At 72.6% G+C, this 14,769-nt stretch carries 11 protein-coding genes; 8 read left to right on the top strand and 3 right to left on the bottom strand.

Annotated elements, in window-relative coordinates:
* The first annotated feature begins 106 nt into the window (after positions 1-106).
* Together AB0F03_RS29175 and AB0F03_RS29170 are read left to right on the top strand one after the other, a co-directional pair.
* Entirely contained in the window at positions 107-1,150 is a 1,044-nt protein-coding gene (locus tag AB0F03_RS29175) for a 3-isopropylmalate dehydrogenase (protein ID WP_361997178.1), read from the top strand.
* Positions 1,151-1,391: 241 nt separating this feature from the next.
* Entirely contained in the window at positions 1,392-2,480 is a 1,089-nt protein-coding gene (locus AB0F03_RS29170; RefSeq protein WP_361997176.1) for a branched-chain amino acid aminotransferase, read from the top strand.
* A gap of 80 nt (positions 2,481-2,560) precedes the next feature.
* On the opposite strand, the gene AB0F03_RS29165 is transcribed toward AB0F03_RS29170, so the two are convergent.
* Complete coding sequence (locus AB0F03_RS29165; RefSeq protein ID WP_361997174.1) at positions 2,561-4,006, bottom strand: cytosine permease; 1,446 nt, start codon at positions 4,004-4,006, stop codon at positions 2,561-2,563.
* Between the two features lie 136 nt (positions 4,007-4,142).
* Between AB0F03_RS29165 and ureA the strand changes: the two genes are divergently transcribed.
* The 6 genes from ureA (at position 4,143) to cimA (ending at position 11,760) form a co-directional block, all read left to right on the top strand.
* Positions 4,143-4,838 (top strand): urease subunit gamma, encoded by a 696-nt coding sequence (gene ureA, locus AB0F03_RS29160; protein WP_361997173.1) that lies wholly within the window; start codon positions 4,143-4,145, stop codon positions 4,836-4,838.
* A complete protein-coding gene (locus AB0F03_RS29155) occupies positions 4,835-6,559 on the top strand; it encodes an urease subunit alpha (RefSeq protein WP_361997171.1) in 1,725 nt (574 codons plus the stop codon). Before ureA ends, AB0F03_RS29155 begins: the two co-directional genes overlap by 4 nt.
* A gap of 16 nt (positions 6,560-6,575) precedes the next feature.
* Positions 6,576-7,619, top strand: coding sequence for an agmatine deiminase family protein (locus AB0F03_RS29150; RefSeq protein ID WP_361997169.1), 1,044 nt, complete (start codon positions 6,576-6,578; stop codon positions 7,617-7,619).
* 277 nt (positions 7,620-7,896) lie between these two features.
* Positions 7,897-8,514 (top strand): TetR/AcrR family transcriptional regulator, encoded by a 618-nt coding sequence (locus tag AB0F03_RS29145; RefSeq protein WP_356946727.1) that lies wholly within the window; start codon positions 7,897-7,899, stop codon positions 8,512-8,514.
* Positions 8,515-8,552: 38 nt separating this feature from the next.
* The gene (locus tag AB0F03_RS29140) at positions 8,553-9,863 is read left to right on the top strand and encodes an MFS transporter (protein WP_361997167.1); all 1,311 of its coding nucleotides are present in this window, start codon (positions 8,553-8,555) and stop codon (positions 9,861-9,863) included.
* A 286-nt stretch (positions 9,864-10,149) separates the two neighbouring features.
* Positions 10,150-11,760, top strand: coding sequence for a citramalate synthase (cimA, locus tag AB0F03_RS29135; RefSeq protein ID WP_361997165.1), 1,611 nt, complete (start codon positions 10,150-10,152; stop codon positions 11,758-11,760).
* A gap of 354 nt (positions 11,761-12,114) precedes the next feature.
* Here cimA and AB0F03_RS29130 read toward each other — a convergent pair whose 3' ends face one another.
* Together AB0F03_RS29130 and AB0F03_RS29125 are read right to left on the bottom strand one after the other, a co-directional pair.
* Positions 12,115-12,723 (bottom strand): GPP34 family phosphoprotein, encoded by a 609-nt coding sequence (locus AB0F03_RS29130; protein ID WP_361997163.1) that lies wholly within the window; start codon positions 12,721-12,723, stop codon positions 12,115-12,117.
* 70 nt (positions 12,724-12,793) lie between these two features.
* The gene (locus AB0F03_RS29125; protein WP_361997161.1) at positions 12,794-14,659 is read right to left on the bottom strand and encodes a ricin-type beta-trefoil lectin domain protein; all 1,866 of its coding nucleotides are present in this window, start codon (positions 14,657-14,659) and stop codon (positions 12,794-12,796) included.
* Between the last annotated feature and the right edge of the window lie 110 nt (positions 14,660-14,769).

Genomic DNA, 14,769 nt, shown 5'->3' with positions numbered 1-14,769 from the left:
ACCTACGGGTGAACGCCGTCCGGCGGAAGGGTGCCGGCCACCCGTCCGGTTGTCCGCATGCCGGACAGGGCATGTCATCCCCTGGGACGAGGAGTAGGGTGCCCGCATGTCTCGCAGCCTCAATCTCGCAGTGATCCCCGGTGACGGCATCGGCCAGGAGGTCGTGGCCGAGGGTCTGAAGGTCCTCTCCGCCGTCCTGCCGCAGGATGTGAAGCTGGAGACCAAGGAGTACGACTTCGGTGCCCAGCGCTACCACGCCACCGGTGAGACCCTCACCGACGCCGACCTCGACGCGCTGAAGCGGCACGACGCCATCCTGCTCGGCGCCATCGGCGACCCGTCGGTGCCGTCCGGCGTCCTGGAGCGCGGTTTCCTGCTCAAGCTCCGCTTCGCCTTCGACCACCACGTGAACCTGCGCCCGTCGAAGCTGCTCCCCGGCGTCGCCACCCCGCTCGCCGGCCAGCCGGAGATCGACTTCGTCGTCGTGCGCGAGGGCACCGAGGGCCCGTACACCGGCAACGGCGGCACCATCCGCAAGGGCACCCCGCACGAAGTCGCCACCGAGGTGTCCGTCAACACCGCCTACGGCGTCGAGCGCGTCGTCCGTGACGCCTTCGCCCGCGCCCAGGCCCGCCCGCGCAAGAAGCTCACGCTGGTCCACAAGAACAACGTGCTGACCTTCGCCGGACACCTGTGGACGAACGTCTTCACCAAGGTGGCCGAGGAGTTCCCCGAGGTCACCACCGACTACATCCACGTCGACGCGGCCACGATCTACCTGGTCACCGACCCGGGCCGGTTCGACGTCATCGTCACCGACAACCTCTTCGGCGACATCATCACCGACCTCGCCGCGGCCGTCTCCGGCGGCATCGGCGTGGCCGCCTCCGGCAACATCAACCCCGGCGGCGAGTTCCCGTCCATGTTCGAGCCCGTCCACGGCTCGGCCCCGGACATCGCCGGCCAGGGCAAGGCGGACCCCACCGCCACCGTCCTGTCCGTCGCCCTGCTGCTGCGCCACCTCGGCTACGACGCCGAGGCCGACCGCATCGACGCGGCGGTCACCGCCGACCTCACCGAGCGGGGCTCCCTGCCCGCCCGCCGCACCTCGGAGATCGGCGACGCGCTCGCCGTACGCGTAGCCGGCTGACCCGCCGCGCTCCACCCAAGCCGCCGGGTCGCTACCGCACCCGGCGGCTTTTCCTGTGCCTCGCCGGGTGCCACCATCAATCCCTGGACCGCTTCACCCCGATTCCGTCCGCCGCCGCCCCCGCGCGATAATCGAACGCGGAGCCGCGATATGAGGGAATGCTCGGACGTCCTAGCACTGACGACCCGCAGTACAGGCGTGAGCGCGGCCCGTCACTACAACCGGTGAAGGACAACCACTGATGACGACGCCCACGATCGAGCTCAAGCCCTCCGCCAGCCCGCTCGCCGCCGCAGAGCGCGAGGCGATCCTGGCCAACCCCGGGTTCGGCCGCCACTTCACCGACCACATGGTGACGATCCGGTGGACCGAGGGGCGGGGCTGGCACGACGCCCAGCTCGTCCCGTACGGCCCGATCTCCCTGGACCCCTCCACCCATGTCCTGCACTACGGGCAGGAGATCTTCGAGGGTCTGAAGGCCTACCGCCAGCCCGACGGCTCGATCGCGCTGTTCCGGCCCGAGGCCAACGCCCGCCGCTTCCGCAACTCCGCCCGCCGCATGGCCATGGCCGAGCTGCCCGAGGAGCTGTTCATCGCGGCGCTGGACGCGCTGCTCACCCAGGACGCCGGCTGGGTCCCGCCGCACGGCGGCGAGGAGGCGCTGTACCTGCGGCCGTTCATGTTCGCCACGGAGGCCGCGCTCGGCGTGCACCCGGCGAACGAGTACCTGTTCATGCTGATCGCCTCCCCGTCCGGCGCCTACTTCGCCGGCGGCGTGAAGCCGGTCACCATCTGGGTCTCGGAGGACCACGTCCGCGCCGTCCCGGGCGGCACCGGCGACGCCAAGACCGGCGGCAACTACGCCGCGTCCCTGCTGCCGCAGGCCGAGGCCGCCGCGCACGGCTGCGACCAGGTCGTCTACCTCGACGCGGTCACCCGCACCAATGTCGAGGAGAGCGGCAGCATGAACGTCGCCTTCGTCTACGGCGACCGGATCGTCACCCCGTCCCTCACCGGCTCCATCCTGGAGGGCATCACCCGCGACTCCCTCCTCCAGGTCGCCCGCGACCTCGGCTACACCGCCGAGGAGGGCGTGATCACCCTGGAGCAGTGGCGTGCGGACGCCGCCTCCGGCGCGCTCACCGAGGTCTTCGCCTGCGGCACGGCGGCCGTGGTCACCCCGATCGGCCACGCCAAGACGAAGACGGACCAGTGGACCCACGGCGACGGTACGCCCGGCCCGGTCACCCGGCGGCTGCGCGAGGCCCTGCTCGGCATCCAGCGCGGCCTGACCGAGGACGAGCACGGCTGGATGCACCGCATCGGCTAGGGTCTGTCGTTCGGATCAGGGCTCGGGGTGTCGACGGTGCCTGTCACCCCGCGTCCGCGGCATGATCCGAACAACAGGCCCTAACGCTCACCCGACATGCTGAGGGCCGCCCCGGACGGGTCCACGTCCGGGGCGGCCCCGGCGTGTTCCCGGCGGGAGGTCAGCAGCAGGTACGCCGCGCCGCCCACGGCCCCCGACAGCAGGAAGCTGCAGTCCACGCCGCCGGTCAGGCGCAGCAGCGGACCCTCGTACGACGGCAGGGACACCGCCAGCAGGCCGATCGCCGCGCCCAGCGCCCAGGACGCGGTCGCCCGGACGTTCCAGCCCGCCCGGTACCAGTAGACCCCGCCCCGGGCACGGCGGTTGAAGACCTGGAGGGCGTCGGCGTCGTACACGCCGCGGCAGCGGACGAAGCCGATGAGGGTGATGACCGCCCACGGGGTGCCGATGGCGGTGAGCAGGAGCACGAAGGACGTCATCGCCGACTGGGCGTCCCAGGCGTAGTGGCCGGCGAAGACGCAGGCGGTGGCGACGACGGCCACGGCGCAGGTGGCGCGGGCGCGGGAGGCGCGGGGCAGGATCGCGTCCAGGTCCAGGCCCATGGAGTACAGCATCAGGCCCGCGTTGCCGACGGAGCCGGCCGAGGCGGACAGCAGCAGCGGCACGAGGTACCAGGTGGGGGATGCGGTGACCAGCGGTCCGGCGTAGTCGGTGGCCGCGCGGGCCGCGTACGCCGTGAAGGTGCCGAAGAGCTGGGGGACCAGCAGGCCGAGGACCAGGCCGAGCCAGGTGGCGTGCAGGACGCGGCGGCGCGAGTGGCGGGCGGGGGATATGTAGCGGGTGTAGTCGCCGAGCAGGGTGATGAAGGCGATCGGCCCGGAAAGCCCCGCCGCGACCGCCGCGAGCAGCCAGGTCGGCCAGAAGGAGCCCAGCAGCAGGCCGCCCGCGCCCGGCGGCGCCGAGGTGGTGAAGTGCGGGGCGTAGGCGAGGACGCCGAGGGCCAGCAGGGCCGTCATGCCGACCGCCAGCACCCGGGACATGGCCAGCAGCACCCGGTATCCGTAGACGGCGCCGGCGACGGTCCCCGCGGCGAGCACGCCGTAGACGAGGGCGTACGACACCCCGTCCGCCGGCACGCCGAGGAGCCGGCCGAGGACGCCCAGCATCACGTCCCCGCCGATCCACACCGTCAGCGCGGTGTAGCCGAGGGCCAGGAGCAGGCCGACCACCGAGCCGACCAGCCGCCCGCGCACGCCGAACTGGGCGCCGGAGGAGGTGGAGAGGTTGGTCGCGGTGCGCAGGGAGACCAGCGCCAGCGGGGCCGTGAACAGCGTGCCCACGACGGTGCCCGCGACGACGGCGCTGACCGAGGCCCACCAGTCGAGCCCGAAGGACGGCGGCAGCCAGCCGAAGACGACCACGCCGAGGCAGAGGTTGGAGCCGAGCAGGATCGAGACGAGGTCCCGCGGGCGGCTGGTCCGCTCCTCGTCGGGGATGGCGTCGACTCCGTGCTGTTCTATCGGCATGGCTGGGTCTCCTTGAGCGGTGTTTGAGCAGCGTTCAATGTGACGTGTGCAGCCGTCCTCGGTCAATGCTTCTGTTTCCCCGATTCTGTGTTTAGAGTGATGTTCTAACCAAGGGAAGGCAAGGAGGTGCCGCGGCGTGAGACTCACCCCGACGGAACGTGACCGGCTGCTGCTCTTCGGAGCCGCCGAACTGGCCCGGGCCCGCCGGGCGCGCGGCCTCAGGCTGAACGTGCCGGAGGCCACCGCGCTGATCGCGGACACCGTCTGCGAGGCCGCCCGGGACGGCCGGCGGCTCGCCGAGGCCGTCGAGGCGGCCCGGTCGGTGCTCGGTCCCGACGACGTGCTGCCGGGCGTCGCCGACGTCGTCACCGAGGTGATGGTCGAGGCCGTCTTCGACGACGGCTCCCGGCTCGCGGTGGTCTCCGACCCCATCGGCGGCGGCCTGGGCGAGCACGCCCCCGGCGCGCTGCTGCCCGGCCCGGAGCACGCCGACCCCGAGCCTGCCGTCCGGCTCCGCGTCACCAACACCGCCGCCGTGCCGGTCTCCGTCACCTCCCACTTCCACTTCTTCGAGGCCAACCCGCGCCTCGACTTCGACCGCCGCCGTGCCTACGGCATGCGGCTCGCCGTACCGGCCGGCTCCTCGGTCCGCTTCGGGCCGGGGGAGAGCGAGGAGGTCGGGCTCCTGCCGATCGGCGGCGAGCGGATCGCGATCGGCTTCGCCGGCCTGGTCGACGGGCCGCTGGACGCGCCCGGAGCACGAGAGGAGGCCCTGCGCAGGGCCGCCGCCTGCGGATATCTCGGCGCCGGAACACAAGGAGGCGAGCGATGAGCCGCTCGAAGGGACGCGAGGTCAGCCGGTCGGTCCACATCGACGCGCAGGCCTACGCGGCCACCCACGGCCCCCGCGCCGGTGACCGCGTCCGCCTCGGCGACTCCGGGCTCACCGTCCGTGTGGAGTCCGACTCCCAGCGGTACGGCGACGAGTTCCTCGCCGGGTTCGGCAAGACCGCCCGCGACGGACTGCACCTGAAGGCCGCCGCCGTCCGCGCGACCTGCGACGTCGTGATCAGCAACGTCGTAGTGATCGACGCGGTGCAGGGCATCCGGAAGGTGTCGATCGGCATCCGCGAGGGGCGGATCTGCGCGATCGGACGGGCCGGCAACCCGGACACCCTCGACGGCGTGGACGTCGTCGTCGGCACCGGTACCTCGATCGTGTCCGGCGAGGGACTCATCGCCACCGCCGGGGCCGTCGACACCCACGTCCACCTGCTGTCGCCGCGCATCATGGAGGCCTCCCTCGCCTCCGGCGTGACCACGATCATCGGGCAGGAGTTCGGCCCGGTGTGGGGCGTCGGCGTCAACTCGCCCTGGGCGCTGCGCCACGCGTTCGGCGCCTTCGACGCCTGGCCGGTCAACATCGGCTTCCTCGGGCGGGGTTCGTCCTCGTCGGACGCGCCGCTGGTCGAGGCGCTCGCCGAGGGCGGCGCCTGCGGCTTCAAGGTGCACGAGGACATGGGCGCCCACACCCGGGCGCTGGACACCGCGCTGCGCGTCGCCGAGGAGCACGACGTCCAGGTGGCCCTGCACAGCGACGGGCTGAACGAGTGCCTGTCGGTGGAGGACACCCTGCGCGTGCTGGAGGGCCGCACGATCCACGCCTTCCACATCGAGGGCTGCGGCGGCGGACACGTCCCCAACGTGCTGAAGATGGCCGGTGTCCCGAACGTCATCGGCTCCTCGACCAACCCCACCCTGCCCTTCGGCCGGGACGCGGTCGCCGAGCACTACGGCATGATCGTCTCCGTCCACGACCTCAAGCCCGACCTGCCCGGCGACGCCGCCATGGCCCGCGACCGGATCCGCGCCGGCACGATGGGCGCCGAGGACGTGCTGCACGACCTGGGCGCGATCGGCATCACCTCCTCCGACGCGCAGGGCATGGGCCGGGCCGGGGAGACGGTCCGGCGCACGTTCGCCATGGCCGGGAAGATGAAGGCCGAGCTGGGCCCGCTGGAGGGCGACGGCGACGGCGACGACAACGCCCGCGTCCTGCGCTACATCGCGAAGCTCACCATCAACCCGGCCATCGCGCACGGGCTGTCGCACGAGGTCGGCTCGATCGAGGTCGGCAAGCTCGCTGACCTCGTGCTCTGGCGCCCGGAGTACTTCGGCGCCAAGCCGCAGCTGGTCCTCAAGTCCGGCTTCCCGGCGTACGGCGTGACCGGTGACCCCAACGCGGCCACCGACACCTGCGAACCCCTCGTACTGGGCCCGCAGTTCGGCGCGTACGGCGCCACGCCCGCGGACATCTCGGTCGCGTTCGTCGCCCGGGCCGCCGCCGAGGGGGGCTCCGACCTCATGCCCACCCGCCGCAGAAGGGTCGCCGTGCGCGGCACCCGCGGCATCGGCCCCGCCGACCTGCGCCTGAACGCCCGCACCGGAGCGGTCGACGTCGACCAGCGCACCGGCCTGGTCACCCTCGACGGTGACCCGCTGCGCTCGGAACCCGCCGACTCCGTCTCCCTCAACCGCCTCTACTTCCTCTAGGACCCCGGGACCTCACATGACCACCCCCGCCGCCGACGGCTTCCGCATGCCCGCCGAGTGGACCCCGCACGAGCGCACCTGGATGGCGTGGCCGGGCCCCAACCCCACCTTCGACGATCCCGAGGACCTCGCGGCCTCCCGGACGGCCTGGGCGTCCGTCGCCCGTGCCGTCCGCCGCTTCGAGCCGGTCACGGTCGTGTGCGGGCCCGGCCGGTCGGCCGAGGCGCGGGCGCTGCTCGGCCCCGGCATCGACACCGTCGAGCGGGACCTGGACGACGCCTGGATGCGCGACATCGGGCCCACCTTCCTCACCGACGACCGGGGCGCACTGGCCGCCGTGGACTGGACGTTCAACGGCTGGGGCGCGCAGGAGTGGGCCCGCTGGGAGCACGACTCCAGGATCGGCGCGTACGTCGCCGGCCTGGCGGGCGCGCGGACGTACGCCTCGAAGCTGGTCAACGAGGGCGGGGCGATCCACGTCGACGGCGAGGGCACCGTGCTGCTCACCGAGACCGTGCAGCTCGGCCCCGAGCGCAACCCGCACTGGTCCCGCCAGGAGGTCGAGGCGGAGATCCACGCCCACCTCGGCACCCGCAAGGCGATCTGGCTGCCGCGCGGCCTGACCGGCGACTACCCTCCCCACGGCTACGGCACCCTCGGCCACGTGGACATCGTCGCCGCCTTCGCCCGCCCCGGGGTCGTGGTCGCCCACCACCAGCCGGACCCGGCCCACCCCGACCACGAGGTCACCAAGGAGGTCATCGGCCTGCTGAGGTCGGCGACCGACGCCCGGGGCCGCCGCCTGGAGGTCGTGGAGGTGCCCGCCCCGACCGTCCTGGAGGCCGACGGCCACTGGGCCGACTACTCCTACATCAACCACTACCTGTGCAACGGCGGCCTGGTGCTGTGCGGTTTCGACGACCCGCGCGACGAGATAGCCGCCGGGATCTTCCGCCGGCTGTTCCCCGAGCGGACGGTGACCCTGGTCGACGCCCGCACGATCTTCGCGGGCGGCGGCGGCATCCACTGCATCACCCAGCAGCAGCCGAGGACCCGGTGACGGCCGGCGTCGGGTAGAACGTACGGGTGAACGTACGGGTGAACGTCCAGGTGTGCGCGGCCCGCGGCCGCCGTCCCAGCCCGCCGCCGCGCCCGCTGCCGCGGCGGCCCGAACGCCCGTCGCGCGACGGGCGGCAGGCTCCGTACGGGCGGCAGGCCCCCGGCGGCCTCCGGCACGCCCCGGCCACCGCCGGGGCGCGGCCGGTGACGCCGTCCGCCGGCCGCCGCGCGTCCCGCGCACCCCACACCCGGCCCCGCGTCGTACGGACGGTCGCGGCATGAGCACGCCCCCCTCACCCCGCCGCCGCACCCCGGCCCCGCCCCGCGAGGACGTCCTCGCCGCGGCCATGGACATGATCGCCGAGCGCGGTCTGGAGAAGCTCACCATGGCCGCGCTCGGCCGCGAGGTCGGCATGAGCAGCGGGCACCTGCTCTACTACTTCCGCTCCAAGGACGAGTTGCTGCTGCGGACCCTGGAGTGGAGCGAGGGCCGGCTGGGCGCCGAACGCGGCCGGCTGCTCACCCGGTCCGCGCCGGCCCGGGACCGGCTGGCCGCCTACGTCGACCTGTACGTCCCCGACGGCCACCGCGACCCGCACTGGACGCTCTGGCTGGAGGTCTGGAACCGCTCGCAGAACGCCGACGACGACGCCCGCGCCCGGCAGGCCGCCATCGAGGGCGCCTGGCACCGCGATCTGGTCGCCCTGGTCGCCGAGGGCATCTCGCGCGGCGAGTTCCGTCCGGTCGACGCGGACCGCTTCGCGGCACGGCTGCGGGCGCTCCTCGACGGGTTCTCCATCCACGTCGCGATCGGGCTGCGCGGCACCGACCGGGACCAGGTGCTCGCGCACGTACGGGAGTTCGTCGCCGGCACGCTGCTCGCCGACGGCTCCTGAAGGAATCGTTCCCTTGGCCGCCGGGCAGGTAAGGGCGCATGGGACGACAACACTGGAAGAAGATCTGGGTCGGCTCGGCGGGCAACATGGTCGAGTGGTTCGACTGGTTCGTGTACGCGAGCTTCGCCCCGTACTTCGCGGGCGCCTTCTTCCCCAGCGGCAACCCCACCGCGCAGCTGATGAACACCGCCGGCATCTTCGCCGTCGGGTTCTTCATGCGCCCCGTGGGCGGCTGGCTGCTGGGCAGGGTCGGTGACCGCAAGGGCCGCAAGGCGGCGCTCACCCTGACCGTCACGCTCATGTCGGCCTCGGCCGTCCTGATCGCCGTCGCCCCCACCTACGGGGTCGCCGGCTACGGCGGCGCCCTCGTCCTGCTCGTCGCCCGCCTGCTCCAGGGCCTGTCGGTCGGCGGCGAGTACGCGGCCAGCGCCACCTATCTGACCGAGGCGTCCGACCCGCGCAGGCGCGGCTTCGCCTCCAGCTTCCAGTACGTGTCCATGACCGCCGGCCAGATCGCCGGCCTCGGCCTGCTGATCCTGCTGCAGCGCACCCTGTCCGACGACGCCCTGCACGGCTACGGCTGGCGCATCCCGTTCGCCGTCGGCGCGCTCGGCGCGGCCGTCGTCTTCTACCTGCGCCGCAGCATGCTGGAGACCGAGGTCTACGCGGAGGACACCTCCCGCTCCGGGGAGCGCGGCACCCTGCGCGCCCTATGGCGGCACCGGCGGGAGGCGTTCCTGGTCGTCGCCCTGACGATGGGCGGCACGGTGGCGTACTACACGTACACCACGTACCTCACCAAGTACCTGTCCAACTCGGCGGGCCTGTCCAAGGAGACCGCGACCCTGGTCTCGTTCACCGCGCTGATCGTCTTCGCCTGCCTCCAGCCGCTCGCCGGCGCCCTCTCCGACCGCATCGGCCGCCGCCCGCTGCTGATCACCTTCGCGGTGGGCTCCACGGTCCTGACGGTCCCGGTCATGGCGCTGCTCCGGCACGTCCACGGCTACTGGTCCGCCCTCGGCCTCGCCCTGCTCGCGCTGACCGTGGTCACCGGCTACACCTCCATCAACGCCTGCGTGAAGGCCGAGCTGTTCCCGACCGGCGTGCGCGCGCTCGGCGTCGCCCTGCCCTACGCCCTCGCCAACGCCCTCTTCGGCGGCACCGCCGAATACGTCGCCCTGTGGTTCAAGAAGGCCGGTGCCGAGTCCGGCTTCTCCTGGTACGTGGCCGGCTGCGCCGCCGTGTCCCTGGTGGTCTACGTCACCATGCGCGAGACGAAGGACCTGGACCTGGCCCGGGTCGAGGCCGCCGAGGGCGCCGGGGAGTCCAGCTTGACGCCCGCATCCTGAGACGGCCGGTGAGCCGGGGGCCGTGCTGTGCCAAACTGCCCCCGTGCTCTCGTTCGCCGTGATTATGGGCAGCAGGCGCGCCGGTCCGCAGTGACCACCTCGTACGACCAGGTGCGGGTGGCCACCGTCGTCCTCGACCCGCGCGCATACCTCTCGCACCCGCGAGGGGTTTTTTCGTTTTCCGGCCCACCCACAGCCGGCGGCGGAGCGCGAGGGACCATGGGAGGAACGGTGGAGCCGGTCATTCCGGTAAAGACCGAAGATCCACAACAGGAGCCTTGAGATAATGACCGAGACGGCTACCAGCAGGCTCGACGACTCGTTCCACGTCTTCGACACCACGCTGCGCGACGGCGCGCAGCGCGAGGGCATCAACCTCACCGTCGCGGACAAGCTCGCGATCGCCCGGCACCTGGACGACTTCGGCGTGGGCTTCATCGAGGGCGGCTGGCCCGGCGCGAACCCCCGCGACACCGAGTTCTTCGCCCGCGCCCGGGAGGAGATCGACTTCCGGCACGCCCAGCTGGTCGCCTTCGGCGCCACCCGCCGCGCCGGCGCCACGGCAGCCGAGGACCCGCAGGTCAACGCGCTGCTCGACTCCGGCGCCCCGGTGATCACCCTGGTCGCCAAGTCGCACGACCGGCATGTGGAACTGGCGCTGCGCACGACGCTGGACGAGAACCTGGCCATGGTCCGCGACACCGTGTCGTACCTGCGCGGGCAGGGCCGCCGCGTCTTCGTCGACTGCGAGCATTTCTTCGACGGCTACCGCGCCAACCCCGAGTACGCGAAGGCGGTCGTCCGTACGGCCGCCGAGGCCGGCGCCGACGTCGTCATCCTCTGCGACACCAACGGCGGCATGCTCCCCGCCCAGGTCCACGCGGTCGTCGCCACCGTCCTCGCCGACACCGGCGCCCGGCTCGGCATCCACGCCCAGGACGACACCGGCTGCGCGGTCGCCAACACCCTCGCCGCCGTCGACGCGGGCGTCACCCACGTCCAGTGCACGGCCAACGGCTACGGCGAGCGCGTCGGCAACGCCAACCTGTTCCCGGTCGTCGCGGCCCTGGAACTGAAGTACGGCAAGCAGGTGCTGCCCGACGGCAAGCTCCGCGAGACGACCCGCATCTCCCACGCCATCGCCGAGGTCGTCAACCTCACGCCGTCGACCCACCAGCCCTACGTCGGCGTCTCGGCGTTCGCGCACAAGGCCGGCCTGCACGCCTCCGCCATCAAGGTCGACCCGGACCTGTACCAGCACATCGACCCCGAACAGGTCGGCAACACCATGCGCATGCTGGTCTCCGACATGGCGGGCCGCGCCTCCATCGAGCTCAAGGGCAGGGAACTCGGCATCGACCTGGGCGGCGACCGGGAACTGGTCGGCCGGGTGGTCGAGCGCGTCAAGGAACGCGAACTCAGGGGCTACACCTACGAGGCGGCGGACGCCTCGTTCGAGCTGCTGCTCCGCGCCGAGGTCGAGGGCAGGCCGCTGAAGTACTTCGACGTCGAGTCCTGGCGCGCGATCGTCGAGGACCGTCCCGACGGCACCCACGCCAACGAGGCGACGGTCAAGCTGTGGGCCAAGAGCGAGCGGATCGTCGCCACGGCCGAGGGCAACGGCCCGGTCAACGCCCTCGACCGCGCGCTGCGCGTCGCACTGGAGCGGATCTACCCCCAGCTCGCCCGGCTGGAGCTGGTCGACTACAAGGTCCGCATCCTGGAGGGCAAGCACGGCACCCAGTCCACCACCCGCGTCCTGATCTCCACGTCCGACGGTTCGGGCGAGTGGTCCACGGTCGGCGTGGCCGAGAACGTCATCGCCGCGTCGTGGCAGGCCCTGGAGGACGCGTACACGTACGGCCTGCTGCGGGCGTCGGTGGAACCGGCGGAGTAACCACCGCGCCCGCAGGCCCCGGCCCCGCCGTGCGGCCGAAGCCCCCGGGCCGCCCGCGCGCTCCCCACGCCCGTTGCGGGGTGGGAGCTGCGTCCGCCCGCGCCGGGGGCCCGGAGCCGCCGCGCCCCCCGGGGGCCGGAACCCGCGCCCGCCCCCACCGGAGGTCGCTACGGCGGCGCACCGGAGGTCGCTAGGTCGCCGCTCCGGAGGTCGCTAGGTCGCCGCTCCGGCGGACCCCGCGCCCCCCCGGGGGCCGGAACCCGCGCCCGCTCGCACCGGAGATCGCCACGGCGCCGCACCGGAGATCGCCACGGCGCCGCACCGAAGATCGCCACGGCGCCGCTCCGGCAATCGCTACGGTGCCCGCCAGATGTTGTCGAAGGCGATGTTCTCGATGCGGCGCCGTTCGCGTACGGCCTCCAGCTCTCTCACCGCGTCGCCGACCGCGGCCAGCACGGTGACGACCGCCTCGTCCTCGGGCTCGTCCGCGGCCGGCCGGTCGTCCTGGACGCCGAGGACCGTGGCGAGGCCGGTGAGGACGGGGTCGCGGGACTCCCAGCGGTCGGTCGCGTGGCGGCGGGCCGCGGTGTCGGCGGGCGCGGCGGCCCCGGCGCGGCGCGGCAGCCAGCGGTTGCCGCGCCTGCCGCCGTTCAGCTGCCCCGCGGCCTCCAGGGTGTCGTGGTAGGCCACGGCCAGGCCCTCTCCCCGCCGCCACAACCAGTCCGCGACCGTCTCCTGGGGCCCCTCCCGGACGAGTGCCGCCCCCGCCTCGTCCAGCATCCGGTCGCCCGTGGTCAGCACCGGCCCCGGGACGATGCGCTCGCCGTCCAGGGTGAGCGCCCGGACGCCGAGCAGGTCGATCAGCTCGGCCCCGGCGAGCGCGAGCGACAGGTCACCCTGCTCGACGGGGTGCTCGCCGGGGACGTCCAGCGTGACGAGGAAGAGATCCTGCGGTGTGGTCATACCCCCACGATGGTCCGCGGGCGGCCGATTCGCAGCACGGCACACCGTCCTCGTCGGGCAAAGGTCCGCGTCACCGCAGTGTCCACTTCTGGTTCGCGGCTCCGGTGCACGACCAGATCTGGATCCGGGCCCCGTTCGCCGACGAGTTGTCCGTGACGTCGAGGCACTTGCCGGCCGCCGTGTTCACCACGTCGCCCGTGGCCGCGTCGTACGACCACCGCTGGGCGCCGGTCCCGTTGCAGTCGTACAGCTGGACCTTGGCCCCGTCGGCCGTCGAAGCCGACGTCACGTCCAGGCACTTGCCCAGCGCCTGCACCGCCCCGTCGGCCGTCAGCGTCCACTGCTGGGCGGTGGAGCCGTTGCAGTCGTAGAGCTGTACCGCGGTGCCGTTGGCGGCCGAACCGCCCGCCGCGTCCAGGCACTTGCCGGCCAGCCCGGTGAAGGCTCCGCTCCGGCTGCCGCCGCCGGACTGGGTGCCGGACCAGGTGAAGGTCGCCGAGGTGCGGCCGGGCAGCGAGTAGGTGGCGTGCTGGGAGCCCCAGTCGACGGTCACCGTCCGCGCCGACGTCGAGCCGTTGTACGCGATCAGCGCCTTGCTGCCGTCCGGGTTGCGCCAGGCCACGTTGGGCACCGTGGTGGAGGCGGTGGAGGCGATCCGCTGGGCGCCGGGGCGGACGAACTTCGTGAGGTGGCCCATGGTGTAGTACTCGACGGTGTAGTCGACGGTCCCGCTCGCGCCGTCCCCGTTGTGCACGGTGATCAGCCCGGTGCAGGTGCCGCAGCCGCCGTTGTGCGGGCCCATGTTCTGGTCCACGGCGAGCGACCACTTGGTCACCGACTTCGCCCAGTTGCGGGTGTAGTCGATGATGTTGGTCATGTCCTCGCGCTGCTGGTCGGCGATCCAGGTGCCGCCGGAGTGCTCGGTGCCGAAGGCGTCCAGCGCGGGGTACTGGTCGTGCACGGCCGTCTGCTTGCCGACGTCGCCGCCGTAGCCGTGCCAGGCGATGCCGCCGAAATTGGGGTGGTTGCGGACGGCCGGGTCGTTCACGGTCTGGGCGGCGTAGGAGTCGTAGACGTCCCAGTTCCAGTCGTGGGCCAGCACCTTCGTGGTGAGGCCGGCCGCCTGGAGCTTCGGCAGGAGTTCGTTCTTGGTGAAGTAGGCGAGCCCGTCGGCGTTCCAGCTCATCGACGGGTAGCCGGAGCAGCAGGTGGGCTCGTTCTGCGCGGTGACGTACGAGACGTTCACGCCCTGGTCGCGGTAGCCCTGGAGGTACTTCACGAAGTACGAGGCGTACGCCCCGTAGTCCTCGGCCTTGAGCCAGCCGCCGTTGAGCGAGCCGCTGTCCTTCATCCAGGCCGGCGCCGTCCACGGCGAGGCCATCACGGTCAGCGACGGGTTCAGCTGGAGCGCCTGCTTGGTCAGCGGGACGACGTCCGCCAGGTCGTGCGCGAGGGTGAACCTGGCGAGCGCCGGGTCGCTCTGGCCGGCGGGCACGTCGTCGTAGGTGTAGCCGTAGCGCGCGAGGTCGGAGGCGCCCATCGGGTTGCGCAGAAACGACAGGCCGATGCCGTCCGTGGGGGAGAACAGCTTGCGCATGGTCGCGTCCCGGGTCGCCTGGGACAGTGCTCCGCTGCTGTTCATCAGCCAGGCCGCGGTGTCCGTGAAGGACGCGCCGCCGCCGGTGAAGGTCTGGTAGCGGGTGTTCTCGTCGACGGTGATGTTCTCGCCGGCGCCGCCCGTCCCGGACTGGAAGGCGAACGGTGCCTGGGGCGCCAGGCCGCGGACGACGTGCCGTCCGCCGGAGTCGTCGGTGGTGGTGAGCCAGGCCGTGACCTGCTCGCCGGCCGCGTGTGCGGGGGGTACGGCCGCGGTGACACCGGCGGCGGAGAGCAGTCCGGCGAGCAGCAGCCGGACGGTGCGGGGGGTTCTCCTCATGGTGCGTCGCTCTTCCTGTAGGGGGCGAAGGAGCTGACGGGTCGTCTTGACGGGCCTAGTGGCCCCTAGTTAACTCACGGCGTGATCTAAGTCCTGAGTGAAACACGAGA

This window comes from Streptomyces sp. NPDC028722 (assembly GCF_040637655.1).
Lineage (GTDB): Bacteria > Actinomycetota > Actinomycetes > Streptomycetales > Streptomycetaceae > Streptomyces.
The sequence above is the reverse complement of the archived record's forward strand: the minus strand, read 5'-3'. Positions and strand labels throughout refer to the sequence as shown.

Coding starts and splice junctions, on each gene's coding strand:
- AB0F03_RS29175 (WP_361997178.1), top strand. CDS start 107: ATGTCTCGCAGCCTCAATCTCGCAGTGATCCCCGGTGACGGCATCGGC.
- AB0F03_RS29170 (WP_361997176.1), top strand. CDS start 1,392: ATGACGACGCCCACGATCGAGCTCAAGCCCTCCGCCAGCCCGCTCGCC.
- AB0F03_RS29165 (WP_361997174.1), bottom strand. CDS start 4,006: ATGCCGATAGAACAGCACGGAGTCGACGCCATCCCCGACGAGGAGCGG.
- AB0F03_RS29155 (WP_361997171.1), top strand. CDS start 4,835: ATGAGCCGCTCGAAGGGACGCGAGGTCAGCCGGTCGGTCCACATCGAC.
- AB0F03_RS29150 (WP_361997169.1), top strand. CDS start 6,576: ATGACCACCCCCGCCGCCGACGGCTTCCGCATGCCCGCCGAGTGGACC.
- AB0F03_RS29145 (WP_356946727.1), top strand. CDS start 7,897: ATGAGCACGCCCCCCTCACCCCGCCGCCGCACCCCGGCCCCGCCCCGC.
- AB0F03_RS29140 (WP_361997167.1), top strand. CDS start 8,553: ATGGGACGACAACACTGGAAGAAGATCTGGGTCGGCTCGGCGGGCAAC.
- cimA (WP_361997165.1), top strand. CDS start 10,150: ATGACCGAGACGGCTACCAGCAGGCTCGACGACTCGTTCCACGTCTTC.
- AB0F03_RS29130 (WP_361997163.1), bottom strand. CDS start 12,723: ATGACCACACCGCAGGATCTCTTCCTCGTCACGCTGGACGTCCCCGGC.
- AB0F03_RS29125 (WP_361997161.1), bottom strand. CDS start 14,659: ATGAGGAGAACCCCCCGCACCGTCCGGCTGCTGCTCGCCGGACTGCTC.